23 protein-coding genes and 1 tRNA gene are annotated in these 23,210 nt (G+C 37.4%); 15 read left to right on the forward strand and 9 right to left on the reverse strand.

Annotated elements, in window-relative coordinates:
* Positions 1-43: 43 nt before the first annotated feature.
* Positions 44-403, forward strand: a complete 360-nt coding sequence (locus tag HBN50_RS06550) for a hypothetical protein (RefSeq protein ID WP_273868770.1) — start codon at positions 44-46, stop codon at positions 401-403.
* Here the strand turns inward: HBN50_RS06550 and HBN50_RS06555 are convergent.
* Entirely contained in the window at positions 384-2,180 is a 1,797-nt protein-coding gene (locus HBN50_RS06555) for a CocE/NonD family hydrolase (protein ID WP_273868771.1), read from the reverse strand. The genes HBN50_RS06550 and HBN50_RS06555 overlap by 20 nt on opposite strands.
* Before the next feature lie 82 nt (positions 2,181-2,262).
* Here HBN50_RS06555 and HBN50_RS06560 point away from each other — a divergent pair, with 82 nt between their 5' ends.
* On the forward strand, positions 2,263-3,015 hold the full coding sequence (locus HBN50_RS06560; RefSeq protein WP_273868774.1) for an HAD family hydrolase: 753 nt from the start codon (positions 2,263-2,265) through the stop codon (positions 3,013-3,015).
* A gap of 27 nt (positions 3,016-3,042) precedes the next feature.
* Here HBN50_RS06560 and HBN50_RS06565 read toward each other — a convergent pair whose 3' ends face one another.
* The 3 genes from HBN50_RS06565 to HBN50_RS06575 all read right to left on the reverse strand — a co-directional run bounded on the left by HBN50_RS06565 (position 3,043) and on the right by HBN50_RS06575 (position 6,410).
* A complete protein-coding gene (locus HBN50_RS06565; RefSeq protein ID WP_273868777.1) occupies positions 3,043-3,984 on the reverse strand; it encodes a hypothetical protein in 942 nt (313 codons plus the stop codon).
* A complete protein-coding gene (locus tag HBN50_RS06570) occupies positions 3,984-5,054 on the reverse strand; it encodes a DUF2515 family protein (protein ID WP_273868779.1) in 1,071 nt (356 codons plus the stop codon). The genes HBN50_RS06565 and HBN50_RS06570 overlap by 1 nt, the downstream gene beginning before the upstream one ends.
* 84 nt (positions 5,055-5,138) lie before the next feature.
* Positions 5,139-6,410, reverse strand: a complete 1,272-nt coding sequence (locus tag HBN50_RS06575; protein WP_273868781.1) for a hypothetical protein — start codon at positions 6,408-6,410, stop codon at positions 5,139-5,141.
* 136 nt (positions 6,411-6,546) lie between these two features.
* Between HBN50_RS06575 and queA the strand changes: the two genes are divergently transcribed.
* The 7 genes from queA to HBN50_RS06610 all read left to right on the forward strand — a co-directional run bounded on the left by queA (position 6,547) and on the right by HBN50_RS06610 (position 12,867).
* The gene (gene queA, locus HBN50_RS06580) at positions 6,547-7,611 is read left to right on the forward strand and encodes a tRNA preQ1(34) S-adenosylmethionine ribosyltransferase-isomerase QueA (RefSeq protein WP_273868783.1); all 1,065 of its coding nucleotides are present in this window, start codon (positions 6,547-6,549) and stop codon (positions 7,609-7,611) included.
* A gap of 1 nt (position 7,612) precedes the next feature.
* Complete coding sequence (gene tgt / locus HBN50_RS06585; protein WP_273868785.1) at positions 7,613-8,728, forward strand: tRNA guanosine(34) transglycosylase Tgt; 1,116 nt, start codon at positions 7,613-7,615, stop codon at positions 8,726-8,728.
* Positions 8,729-8,752: 24 nt separating this feature from the next.
* Positions 8,753-9,103, forward strand: a complete 351-nt coding sequence (yajC, locus tag HBN50_RS06590; protein ID WP_273868786.1) for a preprotein translocase subunit YajC — start codon at positions 8,753-8,755, stop codon at positions 9,101-9,103.
* Positions 9,104-9,115: 12 nt separating this feature from the next.
* Positions 9,116-9,418: a twin-arginine translocase TatA/TatE family subunit gene (locus HBN50_RS06595; RefSeq protein WP_273868787.1), complete on the forward strand. Its 303-nt coding sequence runs from the start codon at positions 9,116-9,118 to the stop codon at positions 9,416-9,418.
* A gap of 137 nt (positions 9,419-9,555) precedes the next feature.
* Entirely contained in the window at positions 9,556-11,265 is a 1,710-nt protein-coding gene (gene secD / locus HBN50_RS06600) for a protein translocase subunit SecD (RefSeq protein WP_273868789.1), read from the forward strand.
* A 26-nt stretch (positions 11,266-11,291) separates the two neighbouring features.
* Entirely contained in the window at positions 11,292-12,221 is a 930-nt protein-coding gene (secF, locus tag HBN50_RS06605) for a protein translocase subunit SecF (RefSeq protein ID WP_273868791.1), read from the forward strand.
* Positions 12,193-12,867 (forward strand): hypothetical protein, encoded by a 675-nt coding sequence (locus HBN50_RS06610; protein WP_273868793.1) that lies wholly within the window; start codon positions 12,193-12,195, stop codon positions 12,865-12,867. The genes secF and HBN50_RS06610 overlap by 29 nt, the downstream gene beginning before the upstream one ends.
* Here the strand turns inward: HBN50_RS06610 and HBN50_RS06615 are convergent.
* Positions 12,864-14,495, reverse strand: coding sequence for a hypothetical protein (locus tag HBN50_RS06615; RefSeq protein WP_273868794.1), 1,632 nt, complete (start codon positions 14,493-14,495; stop codon positions 12,864-12,866). The two genes, HBN50_RS06610 and HBN50_RS06615, sit on opposite strands and share 4 nt — an antisense overlap.
* 294 nt (positions 14,496-14,789) lie before the next feature.
* On the opposite strand from HBN50_RS06615, the gene HBN50_RS06620 reads away from it, so the two are divergent.
* The 5 genes from HBN50_RS06620 (at position 14,790) to HBN50_RS06640 (ending at position 16,629) form a co-directional block, all read left to right on the forward strand.
* Positions 14,790-15,095: an HU family DNA-binding protein gene (locus HBN50_RS06620; protein ID WP_021270872.1), complete on the forward strand. Its 306-nt coding sequence runs from the start codon at positions 14,790-14,792 to the stop codon at positions 15,093-15,095.
* A gap of 84 nt (positions 15,096-15,179) precedes the next feature.
* Positions 15,180-15,839 (forward strand): hypothetical protein, encoded by a 660-nt coding sequence (locus HBN50_RS06625; RefSeq protein ID WP_273868798.1) that lies wholly within the window; start codon positions 15,180-15,182, stop codon positions 15,837-15,839.
* A gap of 106 nt (positions 15,840-15,945) precedes the next feature.
* Positions 15,946-16,023 (forward strand) — tRNA-Cys (locus HBN50_RS06630).
* An 83-nt stretch (positions 16,024-16,106) separates the two neighbouring features.
* Positions 16,107-16,244, forward strand: a complete 138-nt coding sequence (locus HBN50_RS06635; protein WP_273868799.1) for an NIF family HAD-type phosphatase — start codon at positions 16,107-16,109, stop codon at positions 16,242-16,244.
* 10 nt (positions 16,245-16,254) lie between these two features.
* Positions 16,255-16,629, forward strand: coding sequence for an NIF family HAD-type phosphatase (locus tag HBN50_RS06640; protein WP_273868800.1), 375 nt, complete (start codon positions 16,255-16,257; stop codon positions 16,627-16,629).
* Between the two features lie 2 nt (positions 16,630-16,631).
* Here HBN50_RS06640 and HBN50_RS06645 read toward each other — a convergent pair whose 3' ends face one another.
* From HBN50_RS06645 to HBN50_RS06660, 4 genes are all read right to left on the reverse strand, one after another.
* Positions 16,632-17,921 (reverse strand): hypothetical protein, encoded by a 1,290-nt coding sequence (locus HBN50_RS06645; RefSeq protein ID WP_273868801.1) that lies wholly within the window; start codon positions 17,919-17,921, stop codon positions 16,632-16,634.
* Entirely contained in the window at positions 17,918-19,159 is a 1,242-nt protein-coding gene (locus tag HBN50_RS06650) for a hypothetical protein (RefSeq protein ID WP_273868802.1), read from the reverse strand. The genes HBN50_RS06645 and HBN50_RS06650 overlap by 4 nt, the downstream gene beginning before the upstream one ends.
* Positions 19,160-19,401: 242 nt before the next feature.
* A complete protein-coding gene (locus HBN50_RS06655) occupies positions 19,402-19,902 on the reverse strand; it encodes a hypothetical protein (RefSeq protein WP_273868803.1) in 501 nt (166 codons plus the stop codon).
* A gap of 181 nt (positions 19,903-20,083) precedes the next feature.
* Entirely contained in the window at positions 20,084-20,629 is a 546-nt protein-coding gene (locus HBN50_RS06660; protein WP_273868804.1) for an HNH endonuclease, read from the reverse strand.
* 342 nt (positions 20,630-20,971) lie between these two features.
* Here HBN50_RS06660 and HBN50_RS06665 point away from each other — a divergent pair, with 342 nt between their 5' ends.
* On the forward strand, positions 20,972-23,194 hold the full coding sequence (locus HBN50_RS06665; protein ID WP_273868805.1) for an NADP-dependent isocitrate dehydrogenase: 2,223 nt from the start codon (positions 20,972-20,974) through the stop codon (positions 23,192-23,194).
* The last annotated feature ends 16 nt before the right edge of the window (positions 23,195-23,210 follow it).

Genomic DNA, 23,210 nt, shown 5'->3' on the forward strand with positions numbered 1-23,210 from the left:
GTGCTCAAGAAACATCGTTTAACCTCTATCCTTGGGACTTATTATGAAAGTAATCATCGCTCTTTCTTTACTCCTTTCTTTAAATGTAACTATGGCAAAAACTCAATGTGAGAAACCACTTGGTGTTTATACTGATTTAGAAATGGTTTTGAATCAATTTGTTTTTAACAACGGAAACCCTAATTGGGGGGACTGGTGTTATGAACTTGAATCTAAAAACGAGAGTATTCAATGTAATGAAGAACTAAATAAATGGGATGAGTTTGTTACTTGCGAAGTTACAAGATATGACAGTAGTTGTAGAAGATGGGCAGATAAAGAAGGCTTTGCTTCTTCACACTCGGAGTACGAGCAATTTATTGATAAATGTATCACTGAAAACTTTAGAATGCTTCTAGATTAAGAAGTTTACTAATTTGAGCTTTCTTTCTAAGTAGAGTCAATTCAATTGACTCTACTTCAAGCTTTTCTTTAGCATCTTTTGTTTCATTATCTCTTTTAATTAAATAAAGTGTCATTTCGTTTTCAAGGTCTAGATGTGAAAAGAATGTAAAATTACTTGTCGCAGATGACTGTCGATCGCCTTTTTCATTGATATAGATATTACCAATGTTGAGACTTTGTTGTGGTAAGTTTTTTTGCTTTAATAAGAGAGAGAAATCCGTGGTTTTAACAGTATTTTCATTTCTTATTTTATGCTTCACTTCGATTCTTATTGGACCAAAGAATATTCCAAGCTCGTGACTATTAATTTTAAAAAATTGAATAGTGGAATTTCCATTTTGGATATCGTGCGAATACTTAAATTTAAATGTTACTTTTTCAAAACTAGACTCGAAGTCTTTGGAAGAATCGTAACAATTCTCTTTCGTTAGTGGATTATAGGCCAAAGGATTGACGCCAAAATTAAAGCTTGCTGTTGTCGCGCAAAACTTTCTTCCGTACATGAGATCTTTCATCATATTTGTGAATGATGATTTTGATTGTTCTCTTTGTGAAAATCTTTTTAGAAGCGATCTCTCAGTAACATCGGAGTGCCCATCAGGGTGGAGAATAAAATAATTATCTTCTCTATCTTCTAAATCCTTGAAGTTTTCATAGCTATCAAGACTGTCTTGATCAGAAAAGGCCCCGCCCGCATGAACAATTGAAAAACTTGTTTGCTTAATCTTCTCTATGAAGGTCCTGTGTTCTTTTTCATTTTTCTCATCATTGGCCACTGCATCTAGATTGAAACTTGAAAATCCCGTTTCATTTAGCAAGGGATCAATCTGGTTGTAGTTATAGTTTTGACTTATACGATAGAGAGAAGGCCAGACTCTCTCATAGTTTGCAATATGTGAGTTAACAGCAATCTCATAGGCGAGCTTTCCAAGAACCGAGCCACCATTAGAGAGGCTATGACGATTCTTGTTCGTCGGCGCGCTGGAGGCTATTGTTGCAATGATGCTTGGATGATTGGTGCTGGCTCCAGCAAGAGCAAGAGACCCTGGATAAGATGTTCCTATGAGAATCACTTTACCGTTACTCCATGATTGCTTTTCTATCCAGTCCATTGTTGCACTAGCATCTTTAGCTTCCTTTTCTAAGTTAAGCCACTTAAACACTCCTGTGTTTAGGACTGAGCCAGCTATGGGTTGAATGATCACATTGTAACCAAGCCCTACATATCTAAAGTAGTCTTTTAGATAGTGCTTAGGAGAAGCGAGATGGTAGGGCGTTCTCATTAAAATAGTTGTTTTTAAATTCTTCTTCGTCGGGATCATAACCCTTGTTACGAGTTGATCACCATTGGATGAGATAATTGTTTGTTTACTTGTAAAACTTGGAACTTTTGTTAAATAAAAGGGTGTAAATGTTCCTTTTAAAGGATCAGTTCCTGTAACAAGCACAACTGAGTCACTTAATGTTTTATAAACCTTAACAGGGCCTTCGCTTAGAAGGAGTTCTCTTTTATCGCAAGCTCCTTCTAGTGCTAGTTTGAGTAAAGGGTCTTCTTCGATTGTTATTGCTGTACGTGCTCTCATCTCAAATTGAGAATCTTTAAAATCATGTTTCAAAAATGCGCAAAGGTAGTCTATGTTTTTTGCATAGCTATTTGTTTGAAAACCAAAAGAAGATAAGATCAAGATATAGAAGAAATCTCTAAGGTTTAGTTGTTTAAAAGATTGTATTTTCAATGTCATTTCCTGATTCGATGATTCATCCAAAATATCATTAAATAATTTATGGATATCAATCTTTGTAAATATTACCCAAGAAATGACTGAATATCGTGTTATTGATTTAATTGGCGAGCTTAAAAAAGGAATTAAAATGATAGATAAAAATAAAATTAAAGTGGTTGCTTTTGATGCTGACGATACCCTTTGGGTAAACGAGCCTTTTTTTAGAAGTGCAGAAGCAAAGTTTTTTCAAATTTTAGAAAAATATATCGAAAAAAGAGATTTTCAAGATGAACTTTATGCCAATGAAGTTAAGAATTTACATCTCTTTGGCTATGGGGCCAAGGGCTTTATGCTCTCTATGATTGAAACCGCCCTAGAGTTAACAAATTATAAAATTTCTGGGGAAGACATTCAGATTATCATTAATATGGGTAAGGAAATCCTTTCTTATCCAATCAACAAGTATGAGGGAATAGATGATGTTCTCAAAAAACTTGGAGAGAATTACAAAGTGATTTGTATTACAAAAGGTGATCTTCTTGATCAAGAAAGTAAGGTTGCTCGCTCTGGTCTTGGCGATTATTTTGAAGAAGTTCACGTCGTCAATGAGAAGAATCCTGAGACCTACCAAAATATTTTAAATGGCCACAACATCGATGTAAGTGAATTTATCATGATTGGAAATTCGATGAAATCAGATGTTCTTCCTGTCGTTGAGCTAGGAGCAAGTGCTGTCCATATTCCATGTGTTGCACAATGGGCCCATGAAGTCGTCGAGCCTTCCCGTGAGCAAAGAGAAAAGTTTTTGGAACTTAAAAAAGCTACAGAGTTGTTAAATTATCTATAAAAAAGGCCTCTTTAAACGAGGCCTTTTTTATTCCATCTTTTCAATTTTCAATGTTCTCAAATATTCCTCGGGCCTTACGATAAAGTGTGCTGGAAATTTTGAGAGATAGTATTCATCATTGTAGCATTCATTATTTGGGTCAAAATCGATTTCTTTCATCTTTTGATAGAAGCTTCGGGCCTGTTTGATTCTCTCATTATAATCGAGAAAATCGGGTGTTCTTAGGTACGACTCTTCTTTGAAACACTCAAGGTTCATCGTTGTTCTAAGTCCTGTTAAGGGAGTGAGAAATAATTTTTCTACTAGTCTTGAAGGGACGTTTCTTAAAGTCATCTGTAAAAGAGAGTTAAGTTGCGTGTAGGTTTCTTTCAATGTGTTTTGAATGATGAGACGATGTTCCCAATCGACAAATAATTCAAAGTGCTCATCCATTGTTTTCTCTGGAAGTGTGATTCCATTTTCAATGGCCCAGTTCATATCTTCAAAGGCCCAGTAGAGATAGCTTGTTCTTCGATAGACTTCAAAGAGTTCATCATCTTTTTCAAATGGGTTATTTGAAGGTACCGATAATTTATTTGCATGAAGTTTCTTTGCCCAAGTATAGGCAAAGTATAGGTGAGTGACCATAAAGCGATTTAGTGAGCGAAGCTCTTTTCCCCACATATTAAAATCTTTCATCATCTCTTTCATTTTGAAAAAGAGGAGAGTTCTCTTTGCTTTATCTGTCAAATAACTCGATGTCTCAATACCAAGAGTGAGGTGAGAGATTGAAAGTGCAAAGGGAAAGTTCTTTTTGGAATCTAAGTAGAGCGAGTGCAAAAAGAGTGCTCTTTGTCCCATATCATCGACATCGCCACTGATGGCCTTCGCTTCATTAAGGGACTGTCTCGCTAGATCAATTGTTAGCTCTTGTTGTTGATTAGCAAAAGAGGAAGTGATGGTTATAAGTAATATGAGTAAATACTTCATTAGAGATAGTCTCCAAGAACGAGTAAACTTTCTTCTTGAACATCGTAGAATAGTTTTTCAAGAAGTCCTTTATTATGTTGGTCGACAAAATAGTCTTTATGATTTTTTACAAGATAACTAACCCACTTCATTCTCGATTCGAAATTTGAGAGGTTATTTTTTTGATCGTGTAATTTGCTGTAGTCATTAAAATCGAGAAGCTCCCCATGAACTCCAGGAATTCCTGGGACGGCAAAGCTATTAAAGAATTTTGATGCCGAAACAATTTTTGCATGCCACGGGTTATAGAGAAGTGGTTGGAGGACAAAGTTTTGTTCATCCCAAAGAAGATCGAGATTACCTCTTAAAATGGTGTCGGCATTTTTGCTGCTCATTCTCTTCCAAGCGAGGGCCATTCTTTCGTAGTGATCTTTATAATCACTTCTCTTTCTCATTTTTAGGGCCTCGTTTAAAAGCATTCGACTGACAAATTGTGGACCACAGTATTTCGCTGCAAGAAATTGCCAAAAAATATCTTGGTAAATTGCTTGATTGGATGTGGCCATATAGTAACTAAACTCTTTGAAGTAAAAGACAAAGGCCTTAATCCCCTTGATGTGTTTTTCAGACTTTAATAATTCTTTTAAGTAAGGAAAACCATCGTGCTTGGAAAGCTTTGCCAATTTATAGTAGGCATCTCTTAGTTCGTGACCAACTTGTCTAGAACCATAAGTGGCCGAACCGAGCCAGAAGGCATAAGGCGTTTCATTTTCGCTCATATGCTCAATGAAAAGTCGTGAGTAAGCGTAATTGATGAGAGCATTTTTTAAGATCCCCTCTTCTAAAATGCGCAGTCTAGGGCTTGTTTGAAATTTATCAAGTGAATCTGTTTCAACAATTTGATTGGCCTTTTTTTTCCAATCTAGGGCACGATCTTCTAAGCATGAGTAATTTTTTATTTGAATAGACCAATTGGAATCCACAAGATCTTTAATATGTGAGAGACCATCGATAGGGCCATTGGATTTATAGGTAACGGCCAAGATACTTTGTGAGAGAACGAAAAATGTTGCGATGATAAAACGTTTCATTCTAAGTTCTTAGCCGAATTTCTTTGATATGACGTCAAAACATAGAAAACATGAACTATTTATAGTCTCTAAGTTCTCGTTTTATTAGAAAAAAGAAGCCGTCGGGATACCAATCGAGAGACCCCAAGTGGTCGTGCTCTCATTTTCTCTGGCCCAACGAATGTAGTTAAGCTCCCAGAAAAAACCTTTTCCAAAGCGAAGCCATAGATTGTCGTAGGTCTCTTCACTTTGAGTTGAAATAAACATGCCGTATACGAGATTATAATTTTCCATATTAAAAGCGTGGCGATAGACCACTTCAAATCCTTGAGGGTAGATAAGCTTGTTAGTGAAGCTAGTGCTTTGATCAAATTGAAAAGAGAGCACCTGAGCTCCTAGGAGTGCCGTTAAATTTAAGCGATGATCAAAAGCATTTCCAAGATCATAGGCGAAGTAGGCCCCAAGATTGTTAAAAATTGTTTCGCGGTAGATGAGAGCTTCAAAAGCACGCAAGCTACTTTGCTCCGTTAAATCAAAACGCGAATAAATCATGGCCGCAGGCGCGACAGTACTGGCCCTGTCTCGATCACCACTATGTGATTTAAAAGCGTAGGGTCCAAGTCCGATGGCCGTTTTCATTCTTCTATAGCGCTTGTTGATATTGGCACTAATCTTTACGATTTTTTTATTACCATCTTTGTCATAAAGAGTGACTTGAATTGGCCTTTTATCAGTAAGAAAGGAAACAAAAGGCGGTGTGTTTCCATTGGGGGCAAAAAGGTTAGGGTTAGTCCAGCTAATGCGAAGTCTCGATCTTTCATTGCCAATTTTTCCCGTTCTCTCCATTCGACAACCAACGGAGAGAAACTCATTGTCCAGACCCTCGATTTTAAGATCGTGTTTTACACAACTATAATCGATGAGATGCTTGATCTTTTGATTGGCAACACCTGTGGTTATGAGCGTTAGGGATTCAATTTCCTTTTTTCCCTGATAGACTTTGATATTTCCTGGATTGAAGAGGTTAATGAATAATTCACTCTCTTTATATTTCTTATTAAAACTTGCAGGTATGATATTTACGCCTAAATAATCAAGTGTGATTTCATCATCTCCTTCAATGAGGATTTTCAGTCTCGCTCTTGGAATGAGAAGATTATCTTCACTTCGAACCCATTGGATGGAGTCCTCAATAATTTTTGCTCTTACTTTCCTTGATCCCTTTTTTTTAACGACCTTGAAGTTTTTGAGGTTGATTTCTATTCTTTTTTCGCCAAGCGCAACAGGACCAAGGGAAATTGTTGGGCCGGTTTGAGCGAGAGTGAATGAGCTAGCTACAAGAACACAAAATGTCGTAAGGAATCTGAATATTTTCATAGACTTATTCTAGCTATAAATAAGATTTCTCACCACTGGGAATTTTTCCCTAAATGGATCGACTTTCATGGACAGAATCATGATTTAGTTATAGAAAATCACAAACTTATCTTTTATCTATCATTGAGGAACGAGAATGTTACCTGAGGGAATTGATCCTAAAGACCTTTTACTTTCAAGTTATGACTATCATTTGCCAGAGGAGCTAATTGCTTCAAGACCTGCGCCCAATCGTCATACTTCTAAGCTTTTGGTCTACAATGCAAAAGACGATACGGTTACCCACACATCGTTTTTAGAACTTGATAAGTTTCTTCCAAGCGGAGCTCAGATCGTTTTTAATCAATCCAAGGTTTTTCCCTGTCGACTTGTTGGAAAAAAACCAACGGGTGGAAAGGCCGAGATCTTTGTTCTCTCTGTTGTCGATGTCGATGGAAGTTATCCTTGCTTAATTAAAAGTCGTGGCAAGAAAGATCTTGGCGATACTTATCTTCTCGATGGTGATGTTCAAGCGACTATTACTTGGGTTGAAGAGGGGCGCTTTGGGGTTTCTTTTAATATCGACTCTCAAGCAAGCTCTCTTGCAAACTATCTTGAAGAGTATGGAAAAATTCCAATTCCTCCCTATATTCGCGGTGGAGAATCTGATGATCTTGATAAAAAAGATTATCAAACCGTCTATGCAAAAGAAGTTGGAAGCGTTGCCGCTCCTACGGCCGGGCTTCACTTTAGCGATGAGGTTTTTTCAAAATTAGAGAAAAAAAATATTGATCGGGCCTATGTTACATTACACGTAGGACTTGGGACGTTTGCTCCTGTTAAGACTGAAAATGTTCTCGATCACGACATGCACACAGAACAATATTTTGTCGACCAACAAAACCTTGAAAGACTTGAACAAAAGAGACCTCGCTTTTGCGTTGGAACAACCTCTCTTCGCGTTCTCGAGTCATCTTTTAAAAGTACAGGTTTTGATCTTGAGGCGGATAAGCGTTATCAGACAAATATCTTTTTACACCCAGGTAAAGATGTGAAAAGCATTGATGGACTCATCACAAATTTTCACTTACCTAAATCAACTCTTCTCATGCTCGTAAGTTCGCTTATTGGAAGAGAGAAAACTTTAGAACTCTATAAAATTGCCATTGAAAATGAATACAGATTCTTTTCTTATGGCGATGCAATGCTCATTTTGAGGTAATATGTCCTATTATACAGAAGTAGCTAAAAGTGGAAATGCTAGGGCCGGTGTTATTAAAACAGCACACGGTGAAATTCAAACACCTATTTTTATGCCTGTTGGTACGCGTGCATCTGTAAAGTGCATGTGGGGCCACGAGCTTGAAGAACTAGGTGCCCAGATCATTCTAGGAAACACTTATCATCTCTATTTAAGACCTGGTCACGAACTCATTGAACAAGTGGGAGGTGGACTTCACGGTTTTATGAATTGGAATAAACCAATCCTCACAGATTCTGGTGGCTACCAAGTATTTTCTCTATCGGCCATTAATAAACTTTCAGAGGAAGGGGTGACGTTTCAATCGCATATCGATGGTTCTTATCACCTTATCTCTCCAGAGAAGTCGATGGAAATTCAAAAGGCCCTAGGTAGTGACATTGTCATGGCCTTTGATGAGTGCCCTGCGCTTCCGGCAACGAAAGAAAAACTTAGAGAGAGTATGGAACTCACTCTTCGCTGGGCCAAGCGCTGTAAAGATTATGAACTTAAAGAGCACCAACGTCTCTTTGGAATCATTCAAGGTGGTCTTCATTTTGATCTTCGTAGCGAATGCATGGAGCGTCTAAAAGAAATGGATTTTCCTGGGTTTGCTTTGGGCGGACTTTCTGTTGGTGAAAAAAATGATGAGATGGTCGAGTTCCTCGATAACTTTGTTCATACTATGCCAGATGAGAAGCCACGCTATCTCATGGGTGTAGGAAAGCCACTCGATGTTCTCAATGGAATTCGCGCGGGTCTTGATATGTTTGACTGCGTTCTTCCAACAAGAAATGCTCGCAATGGCCAGTTCTTAACAAGCCATGGACCAATCTCAATCAAGAAAGAAAAATTTAAATTCGATACACTTCCCCCTGATCCAGAATGTGAATGTAAAGTTTGTAAGAACTATTCACGCTCATATATTCGCCATCTCTTCAATGTTGGAGAGTATCTCGCGGGTCAGATGATTAGTTATCACAATCTTCATTTTTATCTCAATATGGTTAAAGAAGCCCGCGAGGCGATCATTGCGGATAAGTTTGACGAATATTATACGAACTTTTATAACAAATACTCTTCCAACGAGTGGAGTTAATAATTTTTAAATAGAGGTTATTTTATGAGTTTACTTGCCTTACTTATGACTAGTGCTAACGCGCAAGAAGCTGCAGCAGCACCAGCAGCGCAAAACGGAATGATGCAGTTCCTACCACTTGTATTCATCTTCGTAATTTTTTATTTTCTTATCCTTCGTCCACAGAAAAAGAAGCTTGAACAAGAAGCAAAGCTTATCGGTGAACTGAAAAAAGGTGATGAGATCTACACAAAAGCGGGTATCCTAGGGAAAATCCATGGGCTGACTGAAAAAGTAGTAACGCTTGAAGTTGAAGATGGTGTAAAATTAAAAGTATTGAAAAGTCAGATTGCTGGGCTTGCTAAAACGATCTTCGAAGAAAAGAAGAACGACTAAATTGGAGAGCGCATGTTTGGTATAGGCATGTTTGAATTGTTGATTATTTTTGTTTTTGCCCTTGTTTTTATCGGGCCGAAAAAGCTTCCTGAGCTTGCAAAGGGGCTAGGTAAGGGACTACGAGAGTTTCAAAAGGCAAAAGATGATCTCATGAATCATGTCAATGACACGACACCTCAAAGTCAGCCAGAACAGCAGACTGTGAAGATTCACGACGAGGAAGCAGTCGAAACAAGCGCAGTGCAAAAAGAAAACTTGGCCAATGAAAAACCAAGTGAAGAAGTCCGACAAAAAAATGACGCAGGTGAAGTTTAACCACCTGCGTTTTCCTTTCTTTCCTTATTTATTCCTTTCCTTGCATTATTGTATACTTATCCACTATACTTTTTAGTGGTTTAATTTACACGTGAATACGGACGTTCGATTCGCTTCGAACTTAAGGGAGTATGTTAATGAAAAGAAGCTGGTGGTATCGCTTTATCTTTCTGATCGCGGTTACGGTTATGTCAATCGTCGTGGTCATTCCAACAGTCATGGACTTCAATGAGGAGAGTAATTATCCTGTTAAGTCTAAGATCAACCTAGGTCTAGACCTTCAGGGTGGGCTTTACATGATTCTTGGGATCGACTTTAAAAAAGTCTATAAAGATGAAGTAAGAAGTTACGCACGCAAGATCGAGTACACAATGAAAGACGATGCAGGTGTTATCGTTACAGGTGGAGAGATCGATGCAACTGACCCACTTGATCCGAAAATGGAGATTATGATCTCTTCGGCAAGTGATGTTCAAAAAACTAAAGATAAGATTCACGAATTTTTTAATGGTCTTCTAAGAATTACTGGTGAAGACACTTCAAAGATTCAAATCGCACTTACTAACAATGTTAAAAGAACAATTGAAGAGCAATCTGTTACAAAGTCAATTGAAGTTATCAGAAACAGAATTGATGAATTTGGTGTTACAGAGCCTGAGATTGTTTCTCAAGGTAAAGATAGAATCATTGTTCAGCTTCCAGGTGTTAAAGACATTGATAGAGCAAAAGAACTTATTGGTCGTACGGCCAAACTCGAGTTCAAACTTGTTAATGATCAAATCCCAATGGCGCAAGTTCAGTCTTGGCTAAAAAAGACAGAAGATGCAGGGATTGTTTTTAACAAAGGTGACCGCTTTTCTGATTACATTAAAAAGGTTAACGAAAATCTTAAAGATGAACTTCCAAAAAACTATATTTTAGCTTTTGAGAAGAAGGTTTCTAAGGCAACAAATGAAGTTGAACTTAAAATTCCTTATCTCGTTGATCTAAACCCAAGAATTACTGGTGATGATCTTGCTGATGCAAGAGTTCTAATCGATCAACAAAAAAACGAGCCTTATGTTTCACTTGATTTTAAGAAACAAGGTGCAGATCGTTTTGAAAAAGTAACTGGTGAGAATATTGGTCGTCGTATGGCGATTATCCTTGATGGTAACGTTTACTCGGCTCCAAATATTCAAACGAGAATTGCTGGTGGGCGCGCTCAAATTACACTTGGTTCAGGAAACTTCAACCAAACAATGAAAGAGGCGAGAGACCTTGCCCTCGTTCTTAGAGCTGGTGCTCTTCCTGTTCAACTTGATTTCCTTGAGCAAAGAACTGTTGGTCCATCACTTGGACACGATTCAATTGATAAAGCGCGTTTTGCTTCCCTTGTTGGTTGTGCCCTCGTTTTCATCTTTATTTTTATCTACTATAGAGTTTCTGGTGCCGTTGCAATGGTTACCCTATCTCTTAACGTTCTTTTCGTACTAGCTGCACTTGTTGGGCTTGAGGCAACTCTAACTCTACCAGGTATCGCTGGGATTGCTCTTACGATTGGTATGGCCGTCGATGCCAACATCATTATCTACGAAAGAATTCGAGAAGAGATTAGAAAGGGTGTAACTAATTACAAAGCCGTTGAAAAAGGTTTTGAACAAGCATTCTGGACGATTATTGATGCCAACATCACGACAGCTCTAGCTGGTCTTTGTCTTCTAAACTTTGGGACAGGGCCTATTCGTGGTTTCGCCGTCACTCTTCTTATTGGTATCGTAGCGACTGTTTATACATCGTACTTTGCTGGAAGATTATTCTTTGAATTCTATATGGATAAAGTTGAGGGGCAAGATCTTAGTATCTAAGATCTTGCTGCCAATTGGAGATAACAATGTTTGAAATTATCAAAGCAAATACAAATTTTAACTTCACTAACAAGTTTACGTTAACTTCAATCCTTAGTGTGATTGTTGTTGTTGCTTCACTTGCTGGTGTATTTACAAAAATGCAATACGGTGTCGACTTTAGGGGGGGAGCTGAGATTCAAGTGAAATTCACTGAACACGTTCCACTCAATGATCTGCGTAAAGATATGTCAAAAGCAGGTTTCAAAGGACTAACGGCTCAATCTATTGGTGAGGAGTCGGCCAATGAATACCTTTTAAAAGTCGCTGCTTCAGAAGAGAAACTTAACCAGGTTACTCAAAAAGCAACTGAGTCTCTTAACTCTCTTTATGCCTCAAAAGGTATTGAGATTAGAAAAGTTGATATCGTTGGTCCAAAGGCCGGTGCTCAACTTAGAATCTCTGGTTTCCAAGCGATGCTTTGGGCCTTGATTGCAATTATGATCTATATTGGTCTTAGATTTGACTTCAAATACTCACCGGGAGCTATCGTGGCACTTTTCCACGATGTTTCAATCATCCTAGGGGTATTTGCTTTCACGGGAACTGAGTTTACACTGCAAACAGTTGCTGCACTTCTAGCGGTTATTGGTTACTCGGTTAACGATACCGTTATTGTTTATGACCGTGTTCGCGAGCACGAAGCACGCTTTATTGGACGTCCTCTTTCTGAGCACATTAATAATGCTGTTAACGAAACGCTATCACGTACATTCTTAACTTCAGGGACAACACTTTTTGTTTCTATGACAATGTTATTTTTCGGTGGTTTAGCAATTAGAGATTTCTTTCTTGCAATCTCACTTGGTGTTATCATTGGTACATATTCGTCAATTTTTGTTGCAGCACCTGTAACACTTCTTTTTGATAGAATGAAGGCCGAAAAGAATGAGACTAACGAAACAGTTAATGCATAAATCTATGGCCCTGCTTTTTGCAGGGCTTTTTTTCCTTTCACTCCATTCTTCCTATGCTAACTCGTCTCGCGGCGAGAGAGACCTAGATCCTGATCTAGATGGACAATTTGATCGAACTGCTTATGACATGCAGGCCTTACAAAAATTGGCCGGAAATCAAAGCATAGCTTCTCTAAGTACATCTCCTAAAATGATGGATGTTATGAAAAGCCCTGAGGACTTTAAAAAGGTTTTAAGGCAAGTTATTGCTGCCAATCAATCTATTTCAAGATCGGCCTTCCAAAGGCAGTTGAAAGTCACTTTAACAAAAGATGGAACACGCAATAAATTTCTTTTAAAAGATCCACGTTATTTAGAGTTTTTAACGACGTTTCTTCGCGACAACAAGGCCCTTCCTGATTTAGCGAATATTGTTCAAAAGAAAAAGAGACTTTGGATCTTTGTTGGGATCAATATCGGAATCTTTATTTTTGCAATAGCGCTTAAAAAGCTCTCTAAAAATGATGAGGACGGTCTCTTTACCAAGATGAGAAAGTGGTTTGTACAACTTTGTTTTACGCTCTCACTTCGCTTTGGTGTTTTTTTCTATCTGTTTTTCGATGATGTTAAACCAACACTAGATATAGCGAAACAAACGTTATTCTAATCGAGCGAATCTACGGCAGGAACGCAAGCAACTCTTTTGTCGTGTGGTCGTCTTCCAACTGGAATTCCAGATGTCGAGTCTTCACCAATTTCAGTAATTGTGTAAAGCTTCTGATATCCCTTCTGTTGATAGGGGTCAGTGTCTCCTTCAATTGGTGGCCAATAGAAAAAAGCAGTGTAATCTCTTAGAGTGAGATCTGTTGGTTTTGTTGGTGTCCCATTGATATTTAGAAACCATAGATTTTTTACTTCACTTTCACGAACAAGCATGACATCAGGGTTTACTGTGGTCATCGACCCATCTGTTGATGTAAATGTTTCCGTTGGACCAGTTGCTAAGTAGAGGGCCTCTGTTGGAATTTTAACGTATTCTTTTAAAACAGAGTAGAGACTTCCACCGGAGTCATAGTCTTCTAAAGTTGGACAACTGCCAAATCCTCTTTCATCGACAAATGGAATCATGAGATATCCACGCACGTTTGAATTTGTCGAAATCCCATCAACTTGAGGAGCATTATCCCAACTTAGTGGAAAAAAGATATTCGTATCGAGAGTTTCTCCAGTGTTAGTGGCATACTTCTCTTTTATCAATGTATTCATATAGAGTTGGCCAGTGGTATCGTTGTAAAAACGAGAATCATACCAAACACCAAAATGATCAAAGCGCCTTTCTAATCGATCGTAAAGAGCGCTATCTACTCGGCTATAGGCCGTGTTGAAAATATCGTGACAGAAAATACTTGTTTCACTCTCTGGAATTGCTGGAGGAGTATTACTTGCGCGGTAGTAAAAGTGTGATCTCGCTGAGTCGACGTAATAATCTTTTGATGTATTTTGATCTTGTTCAATCAGACGACGAATACAAGTGTATTGAGTCATCGTTTGAAAGCGAACCATATCTTCGTTATCTTCATCAGTTGGTGTTTGAAGGAAGACTTGAAGTGTATCTTTTGTTTTTGCAGAAGTGCCTGTGGCATTTTCTTGAATAAAAAGAACATATTGTTTATTAAAGGGAAGACCCGATAAAATGGCCTGAAATTCATTAGAGCCTGAAGAGGTTGTCAGGGCAAAGTTTCTTCCACTACCATCAGTTAATACACATTGAGGGTTTGTCGTGTCATTTTCTAGAGGAACTGTACACCAATTGTGTAGGTTTCCAAGAGAGTCATTATTTGTAACAGCATCATCAAGAGTTACGGAACCATAGATTGTCACGGCCGTATTATCATCACTTAGACTATTACAAAAAGTTGGACAGCGCGGGTGTGTGTTAAGCGTTGTACTTTTCTTATTTTGACAAACACAGAAATCACCTTGAATGGAAATAGCATCACTTGGTCTTGATGTGTCGATAACATCTTCTACACAAGCACCAAGTGCCGTATCTAAAATAGTATTTTGATCTTCTGTAAGGCCTTCTTTAAGAGTTGCGAGCTCTTCTGTTGAGGCGATATGTGAGCCCGACTCACACTGACTAACACATTGAGTTTTTGTGACTGCATCAAAGTAAAGTCCGCTACAATCTGTTGTCGAGACACCTTTGGCCGTGAAAAGGCGAGTACCACGTCCACTTTCTTGAACACAAGAAACGAAGGCGAGAGCAATTGTCATTAGTATTATTTTTTTCATCCTATGAACCTTTTCGTCTTCCTTCAGACAAGCTTTACTATATTTTATTAAGGTCCCAGTAGGATTGTGGGATATTCTGAATTTTTCAATGATTTCAATGAGCTATATTTTATCCTTTTTTTATTATTTTTTACTTAATGCCTTGATAATTGGTCACTTTTAAGCGTTAATAGAAATATAAGTTATTGATTTTTGGGAAGATGCTCTTTTTGTATTATATTGCTTAAGTAATTTTAGAAACTTACCGATAGGCTTGGCATTAGCAAAAAGATTTTTCACTCCTGGAGGAAGAATATGACAAAAGCGGATTTAATTGCTGCCGTTGAGAAGCAAGCGAACCTTACTCACAAGCAGGCCGAGACAATCGTAAACATTTGTTTCGACAGTATGATTAAGTCTCTCTATGATGACGAAAGAATTGAAATTCGTGGTTTCGGATCATTTGCCAATAGAAATTACAAGGCCTATGAGGGAAGAAATCCAAAGACTGGAAAGATCGTAAAAGTTCCACCTAAGAAAGTTCCATTCTTTAAAGTTGGTAAAGAACTTAAAGAAATGGTTGATGCAGGTAAGGACAAGTACGTAATCCGCGAAGCGTAATTTCTATCCAGTTTTCTTAGATTAAGAATCATATTAAAGACTATCAGACTCATTTTTGTCTGATAGTCTTTTTACTTTTTGCCTATGAAAGAAATTATTTTCTCTCTTATTTTAAATGCACTAACTTCACAAGTTGTCTGTGCAAATGAAGATCATGAGGCCAAGTTTCAGGCCAGTTCTTGGCAAATTCTTAAGTATTCATCTCTAAAAGAAAATACTATCTCTTTTGATAAGGACCTTCTTACAATTGGTGTCGACTCATCAGCATCTCCCTTGATTTATCCTTTAAGTGCAGCGACTAGTTTTAAAAAACTTCATTTTAAAGGCCATATAAAAGGCACTTTGAATTTAAAAGAAAAGCAAGGGGACAAAGGCGCAGATGATTTTCTCGTTCGAGTAGGGGTTGTTTACGAAGGTGAGCAAACTCTTAATTTTTTTCAAAAGGCCATCGCTGCAAAATGGATTACGACACTTTTTGAACTGGCCCCCAGTGGAAGTGGTGTTTCTTATATTCAATTTTTTAATCTCTACGACGATGATCGATTAAAAGATCAACGACGAACTCATCCCCAAAGTGAGCTTCTTAAGGAATCATTTGTTGCTAAGGCGAGTGATCAATTTGATATCACAGTCGACTTAGATCCAACGAAGAAGGTTTTGGCCCTTTGGCTCAGTAGTGATGGCGATGACACTAACTCTCGCTTTCAGGTGCAATTTGAGCAAATTAAACTGCTCAGTAAGTAACAGATTTGTTTAAATAGAATTTGTAACCTTTTGATTTTAAGAGAAAAAAAGGTCTTCAAAGTGTTGACAATTCACCTTTGATCCTTCATTATCACTTTTACTTTATGGTCAGATGCCGGAGTGGTCAAACGGCGCAGTTTGCAAAACTGTTGCATCATCGGTTCGAATCCGATTCTGACCTCCATTTTAAAAAGCCAGCTCTCGAAGCTGGCTTTTTTATTTTCTCTTGTTGTTTTCCCACTCATTTCCATTAAAATTATTTTCATTATGAAGTTAATTATTCTAGATATCGATGAAACACTTTTGCACGCAAGTGATGTTCCTGTAGAAAACTCTACAAGCATAGGTCCTTTTCACGTCGTGCTCAGACCACACTTAAAAGAGTTTTTAAACTTCCTTTTTTAATAATTTCAAAGTGGCCATTTGGACCTCTGGATCAGAGAATTATATGGAGCATGTTCTTGATTTAATTTTGCCAAAAGAGTCTTCGTTAGAGTTCTCTTGGTCTTCTCATCGTTGTACTTGGAAGTTCGATCCTCTTTTAAATGAGAGGGTGCCTTTAAAGAAACTTTCTAAAGTAAAGCGTCTTGGTTTTTCATTAGATTCTATTCTCGCCATTGATGATACGCCGGCCAAGTATCAGAATAATTATGGAAACCTTATACGCGTACGTGAATTTTTAGGAGATCACGACGATAATGAACTGCTTCATTTAATCGAGTATTTAAAAACATTATCAGGAGTTGATGATGTTAGAAATATTGAAAAGAGAAATTGGAGAGATCAATAGTCTCACTTAATTTCAATATTTGCTCTAATCAAATCTTTATCAATCGTAAAGCAATCGGCCAAGGCCAGCTCTTTTGTGATGAGTTGATTGGTTCTTTTAATGGCCATACGAGCTCGATGATAGCTGTTTTCATCGTAGTTAAGGTTATAGGCCTTTTTCACAAACTCTTCGATACTAAGATATTCCTTTCCTTGAAATAGATCAAAGATGATGCGAGCATTTTGCTTTCTTTTGATATTGAGAGATTGATCTTTAAAGCTTAGTTCAAACTTTTCTTTATTATAGATAAGAGATGATTTAGACTCCTTTGGAGTCTCGATTAAATTGTGCCAAAGCTTCTTTTCATCGTTTGAAAAGTTGTCTGTTAGAAAGAAGTAGAGCTTTTGTAGGTCGTGGGATTGTGTGATTTTGATTGTTATGGCCATTAGGCGTAGGACATCAGATGACCACGATGATTCTTTTAGGTTTTGAAAGTCCGGAATTATTTTGTCACTCAATTCTAGTAGTGCTTTTTCACTTTGTGAGAGTTCGTTTTGATTCAATTCGTTTTCTATATTTTTTGGAATGAGACCACAAAAATATGAATACTCAAGCTCTTCAATAAGAAAGAGGTTTTGATCATAGGGATCGAGATCTTTAAAAATCTTTTCTTTTCTCTTTTTTGCTATTTCAAGGCCAAAGAGTTTAAGCTCGGCCGCATAGAGGGCATGTTGAACTTCAATATTTTGATTTAATGTATTGTCTTTTTCTGTTTGGAAAAATAGTTTTTCGTAATAAGAGGTGAGATTTTGTTTTATATTCCACCTCGCTTGCAAGCGAATGAGTTGTGCTAGAGCATTGAGGTGACTTGGATGTTCACTTGGAAGTAATTCCAGTACTTCTTTGTAGAGAATTTGTGCCTTCTTATTTCTTCCATCAACTTCAAGAAATTTTGCAAGGCATATCAGTGTCTTTGAGAGGTTCTCATTTGTCAGTTTTAATCGGCAAAGTTCAACTTCTCTTTCCAAAAGATGAAGCCTCTTTTTAAATTCGAGCTTTCTCTCTTGCATGTAATCGAGTGTGATTAAATCACAAAGAGGACCAATATGACTTTGATAATCATTTAAGAGATTTGTCAGTATTTCGCGCGATTTTTGAAAGTCGTTTTGATAGAGGTAGTATCTCGATTGGAGATGGGCCCTTTGTCTTTTTTGCGCTTTGGTCATAGGAGAGAGTGAGTCGATCATCTCCTTTGCTTTATCAAAGTTATGGTTTTGAATATTTATTTCGATTTCATTAAATTGGTGGATCATTTGTCATCACCTTGGTATTTATCGGTAATACTCTTAAGTAAAAGATTCGTATCGAGAAGCTGTTTATTAAGATCTTTCTTCGATTGATCAATATTATCAGGAAGATCTTTTATTTGAATGTCTCCAAAAAAGTCTTTCATAAATAATTCATCATTTAATGTCTTAAACTTCTTATTTGAATCGTCTAAAGTTTTTGACCAACCACCTTTAATTCTTGGTTTTGGGCCACGATTATAAAATGTCGAAAGGTTGCCAATAACTGGTCGCGATAGATAAGTGCAGGCCGATATCTTCTCTTTTGTCTTTTTGTTTTTTAGTGAAGGCGCTTGATCAACAAAATACTCTTGTAGTTTTTTTAATTGGTCTCTATTGAAATAGTGATCTCTAGCAAGGTATCTTCTCTCTTGTGGCGAAACAATGAGAAAGTGCATCGGAACAAGATAGTCTTGATAATCAAAAAGTCCATTTGATACATCTTTAAAAACCTCGTGGCATTGATCACTCTCAATATATTCAATGATCTCATTTGTTTTAATACCCGCTTGTCTTAAAGTAAGCTCTTCAAAGTACATTGATCGTATGGCCGAGAATCCAAATTTTAAAAGGACCATTGGATAAAGGCCAAGAAGGTCCATGAATTCTTTCTTAGCACCTCGATTAAATAATTTATCATTTTTAAAGCTATAGTCATCGTTTGTTATATATTCAAAAAATGTAATAAGCCTCGGATTATTATCAAGCGCAAAGGCCTTTTGATTTGAAAGAAGAAGCTTCATGTCTAAAGAAATGAAAAACTCATGAATGATGGCCTTCATGAATTCTACTTTTGTCATTGGACGATCGATGAAAACAAATGTTTTACCGAGCATATCTGTCCAGCTATCGAAATGTTCGTATTTATCCTTTGTTAAAACAAAAATATAGTCTTTTTGTACTCGAGAAATCTCAGCTTTTGGATTGAAGTAATTATCATTCTCACAATGTTCATAAATCTTTTCAGCTGATTTTGATGAGACACCCGTAAGTTGAATAATTTGCCCGATGGAGCTCGATACCTCGCATAGGAAGTTCTCTTGATTCTCTGTTATGAATATTGTCTCAAATGTTTCATCAATCAATTTTTGTAAAAATGAGTTGTTCTTCGCTTCAAAAAAAATTGAGTCCTCTGGAATGAGCTCTTTAGATAACGGCGCTTGGTTCGTTGCCACCTCATAAGAAACAGCATTAGCTTGTTTCATCTTCCTATAAAAGTCTATATCAACTTTTTGAACATCATTTTTCACTGTTGCCAAGCACAGTTGGTTTATTATCATAAGTAATAAGAGGATGGAGAGCTTTTTCATAGATTAATTAGTAGCAAAAATCGTTCCAGTATTATCTTCATTTATTGTTTGTCATTTCAGCGTTTTGGGTGTTTCAGACTGTTTAGACTTTAGACATATGTTAGAATAAAAAAAGGCCCTTCTGAGGGCCTTATTCTTTATTTTGTAATACAAATTACATTTTGTTCATTTTTATCTTTGGATTCATCTATACGATACCAAGAAATAGTATCTCCAGATTCTCCAATTTTTTCAGTGAATGTTGATTTTTCTAAAAGATCATTCATATATTGAAGGTCTTCCTTATTGTCTCTACCAACTCTAAATCTAACGACATCAGTTTTTGATCTATCCCCGATGGAAGCACTGTACTCTGGATAGCCTTGTTCTACTTGTTTGCTATTGTATTTCGCTACTGAGGGCTTCACGAGTCCTACTTTAAAAACTGTTTTAATGTCATTCCCGTCATTTCTTGAAGGGTCTACGTGCCATAGTTCACGTTCAATAAAGCGAAGGTGACCACAAGTGATGTTTTCGCTATTCGTGATATTATTCACTCCTGCTGCTGTTAAGTCTCTTTCTGGAAATACTTTATGAGCAGTTTCAGCAAATGATCCAATTGATAACAAGGCTAGAGTAAGACATAGTGTTTTTTTCATTTGAAATCTCCTTAGATTTATAACGTGTTGTGTGATTTAGCTTATCCAAGAAGTGGGCCAAAATTTATTATGTGATTTTAATGATTTGAAAATGAAGAAATAGTGAATTTCGATACATTTGTTTAGAATTTAGTCAAAAAAATAGCGCCTTAGAATTCAATAATTCTAAGGCTTTAAAAAATTAAACAATTGGAAGAACCTGCATATAACTTCGATTTTTCATTTCCGCCTTGAATCTCTTATTGGCGAGCTTTTCAAGAACTTTGAAGTCGTAGACATACTTTCTTTGAAGAAGTTTATTGTTATTAATTTCACGGACAAGAGAGACGAGGTGCTCTGTTTTTCTGTAATCAGTCTCGTGGGAATTTGATTTTTTCATATTGCATTCAGGGCAAAGCACCTGAAGATTGTCGATCATAAATTCTAAGTGAGGGTAGCGACTTTTTGGCTTAATGTGATCGACATGGAGTTGCTCAGATTTTTTTCCACAGCAAAGGCAACGATCACCTTGAACTTCAAAAATTTTTTTGCGTAGATATTTCCAATTGGCACTATTGCCATAGCTCAACTTGCTTTTTTCAACGATAACCGGCGCGACAAAGTTGACATAGTAATTGGCCGCACTAACTTTTGTAGGGAGTGTGTGAAATAGTAAGACATAAAGAACAACGCTTAGAGGAGTAATGTAGCAAATCATTGATACAAAAATTTTTTGGTATTCCATCATGGCCTCTCTTTTTTGTGTGTGTACGTGTGTGCGTGGCATTAAAACTTTCAATCCTAAAAAGTTTTTTAATTTCCTCCTTTTGCCTTCTAACCTAGGCAATTTTATATTCGCAAAAATGATGCCAACGATAGTGCGCTTGTTTAGGGTCACAACGATCCATAGAGCGGGGACATTGGGATTAAAATGTAACTGAGTGAAAAGCTCGGACACTTTTCGAGACCGTTTCATCCTTATTTAATGCGATGCTCATGGCAATGTAAGTCTTTATCAATGAAGCCAATTGATATATGCTCTTGATGAATATTTTTAAATATTAATCCTATGAAACCCACGGGAAATCACATGACTAAATCTAAAATTTATTACACAAAAACAGATGAAGCACCTTTTCTTGCAACGCATTCTTTTCTTCCTCTCGTCGAGGCCTTTACTAAAACGGCCGGAATCGAAGTTGAGTTAAAAGATATCTCTCTTGCAGCTCGAGTGATTGCTCATTTTCCTGAATTCCTAAAAGAAGAGCACAGACTCTCTGATGCTCTAAGTGAACTTGGAGAGCTTGCTAAAACTCCAGGTGCCAATATTATTAAACTACCAAATATTTCAGCTTCAATTCCTCAGCTAAAGGCCTGTATCAGTGAATTGCAAGAGCACGGTGTAACGGTTCCTAATTTTCCTGAAAACCCTTCAAGTGAAGAAGAAAAAGAAATTAAGTCACGTTATGCTAAAGTTCTTGGTTCAGCTGTTAACCCTGTTCTTCGTGAAGGGAACTCTGATCGTCGTGTCGCTGATGCGGTAAAAGAATATGCTAAAAACAATCCACACTCGATGGGTGAGTGGTCAAAAGATTCTAAGTCTCACGTCGCTCACATGAATGAAGGTGATTTCTACGGTTCTGAACTTTCACATACAATGGAAAGTGCAGGGGATGTGAAAATTGAGTTTATTTCAAACGATGGAAAGAGGGAAGTTCTTAAAGAGAGTACTCCACTACTTGCTGGTGAGGTGATTGATGCTTCTCGTATGAGAGCAAAAGATCTTAAGGCCTATTTTGAAAAAGAAATTTCAGAGGCGAAGAAAGAGGGTGTTCTTCTTTCTGTTCACTTAAAAGCAACGATGATGAAAGTCTCAGATCCAATTATGTTTGGTCATGCTGTGAAAGTTTACTTTAAAGACGTTTTCGCTAAGCATGCTGATACAATTGCTACACTTGGAGTGAATGCTAATAATGGTCTTGGCGATCTTTATAAAAAGATTGAAACTCTTGAGCCTTCTAAGAAAGCTGAAATCGAAGCCGATCTTAAAGCGGCCCTCGAAAATGGGCCAGCACTTGCGATGGTTGATTCAGATAAGGGTATTACAAATCTTCATGTTCCAAGTGATGTTATTATTGATGCTTCTATGCCAGCTTGTATTCGTTCATCTGGTAAAATGTGGGGAGCTGATGGGAAACTTCATGATACAAAGGCCCTTATTCCAGATAGAAGCTATGCTGGTATCTATCAAGAGACAATCCAGTTTTGTAAAGAAAATGGAGCTTTTGATGTTAAGACTATGGGGAACGTTTCAAATGTTGGTCTCATGGCCAAAAAGGCTGAAGAGTATGGTTCACACGATAAGACTTTTGAAATGACTGATGCTGGAAGAGTGGTTGTCACAAATAATGATGGAAAAGAAATTTTCTCATTTGATGTAGAGGCCGGTGATATTTTCAGAATGTGTCAAACCAAAGATGTTGCTATTAAAGACTGGGTTAAATTAGGTGTCACTAGATCACGCCTAACAGGTCAACCAGCTGTCTTTTGGCTAGATAAAAATAGAGCTCACGACGCTGAACTTATTACTAAGGTTGAAACGTATCTTAAAGATCACGATACAAATGGCCTAGAAATTAAGATTCTCGCGCCAGTTGAAGCGATTCGCTATACACTTGAAAGAGTAAAAAATGGTGAAAATACAATTTCTGTTACAGGTAACGTTCTTAGAGATTACCTAACTGACCTTTTTCCAATTCTTGAGCTTGGAACAAGTGCTAAGATGCTTTCAATTGTACCTCTATTAGCTGGTGGAGGACTTTTTGAAACTGGTGCAGGTGGTTCTGCTCCAAAGCACGTTCAGCAATTTGCAGAAGAAAATCACCTTAGATGGGATTCTCTCGGAGAGTTCCTTGCTCTCTCTGTTTCACTAGAAGATCTTGGTCAAAAGAATGGAAATGCGAAGGCCCTCGTGCTTTCAAAGGCCCTTAACGTTGCCAATTCAAAGTTTCTAAAAACAAATAAATCACCTTCTAGAAAAGTTGGTGAACTTGATAACAGAGGTTCTCACTTTTATCTCTCTCTCTACTGGGCCGAAGCTCTAGCAGAGCAAAATGAGGACAGTGAGCTTAAAGATAAATTTAGCGCTATCTTCAAAGAGCTTTCTTCAAACGAAGAAAAGATTGTTGGTGAGCTAAATAAAGTTCAAGGTGTTGCTATTGATATGGGTGGTTACTATCATGCTGATGAAACAAAAGTTTCAAAGGCGATGCGTCCATCAGATACTTTCAATTCAATTATCGATAATATGTAATTTAACTTGTGGGAGA

Source organism: Halobacteriovorax sp. GB3 (assembly GCF_028649655.1).
In the GTDB taxonomy this organism is placed as follows: Bacteria; Bdellovibrionota; Bacteriovoracia; order Bacteriovoracales; family Bacteriovoracaceae; genus BSW11-IV.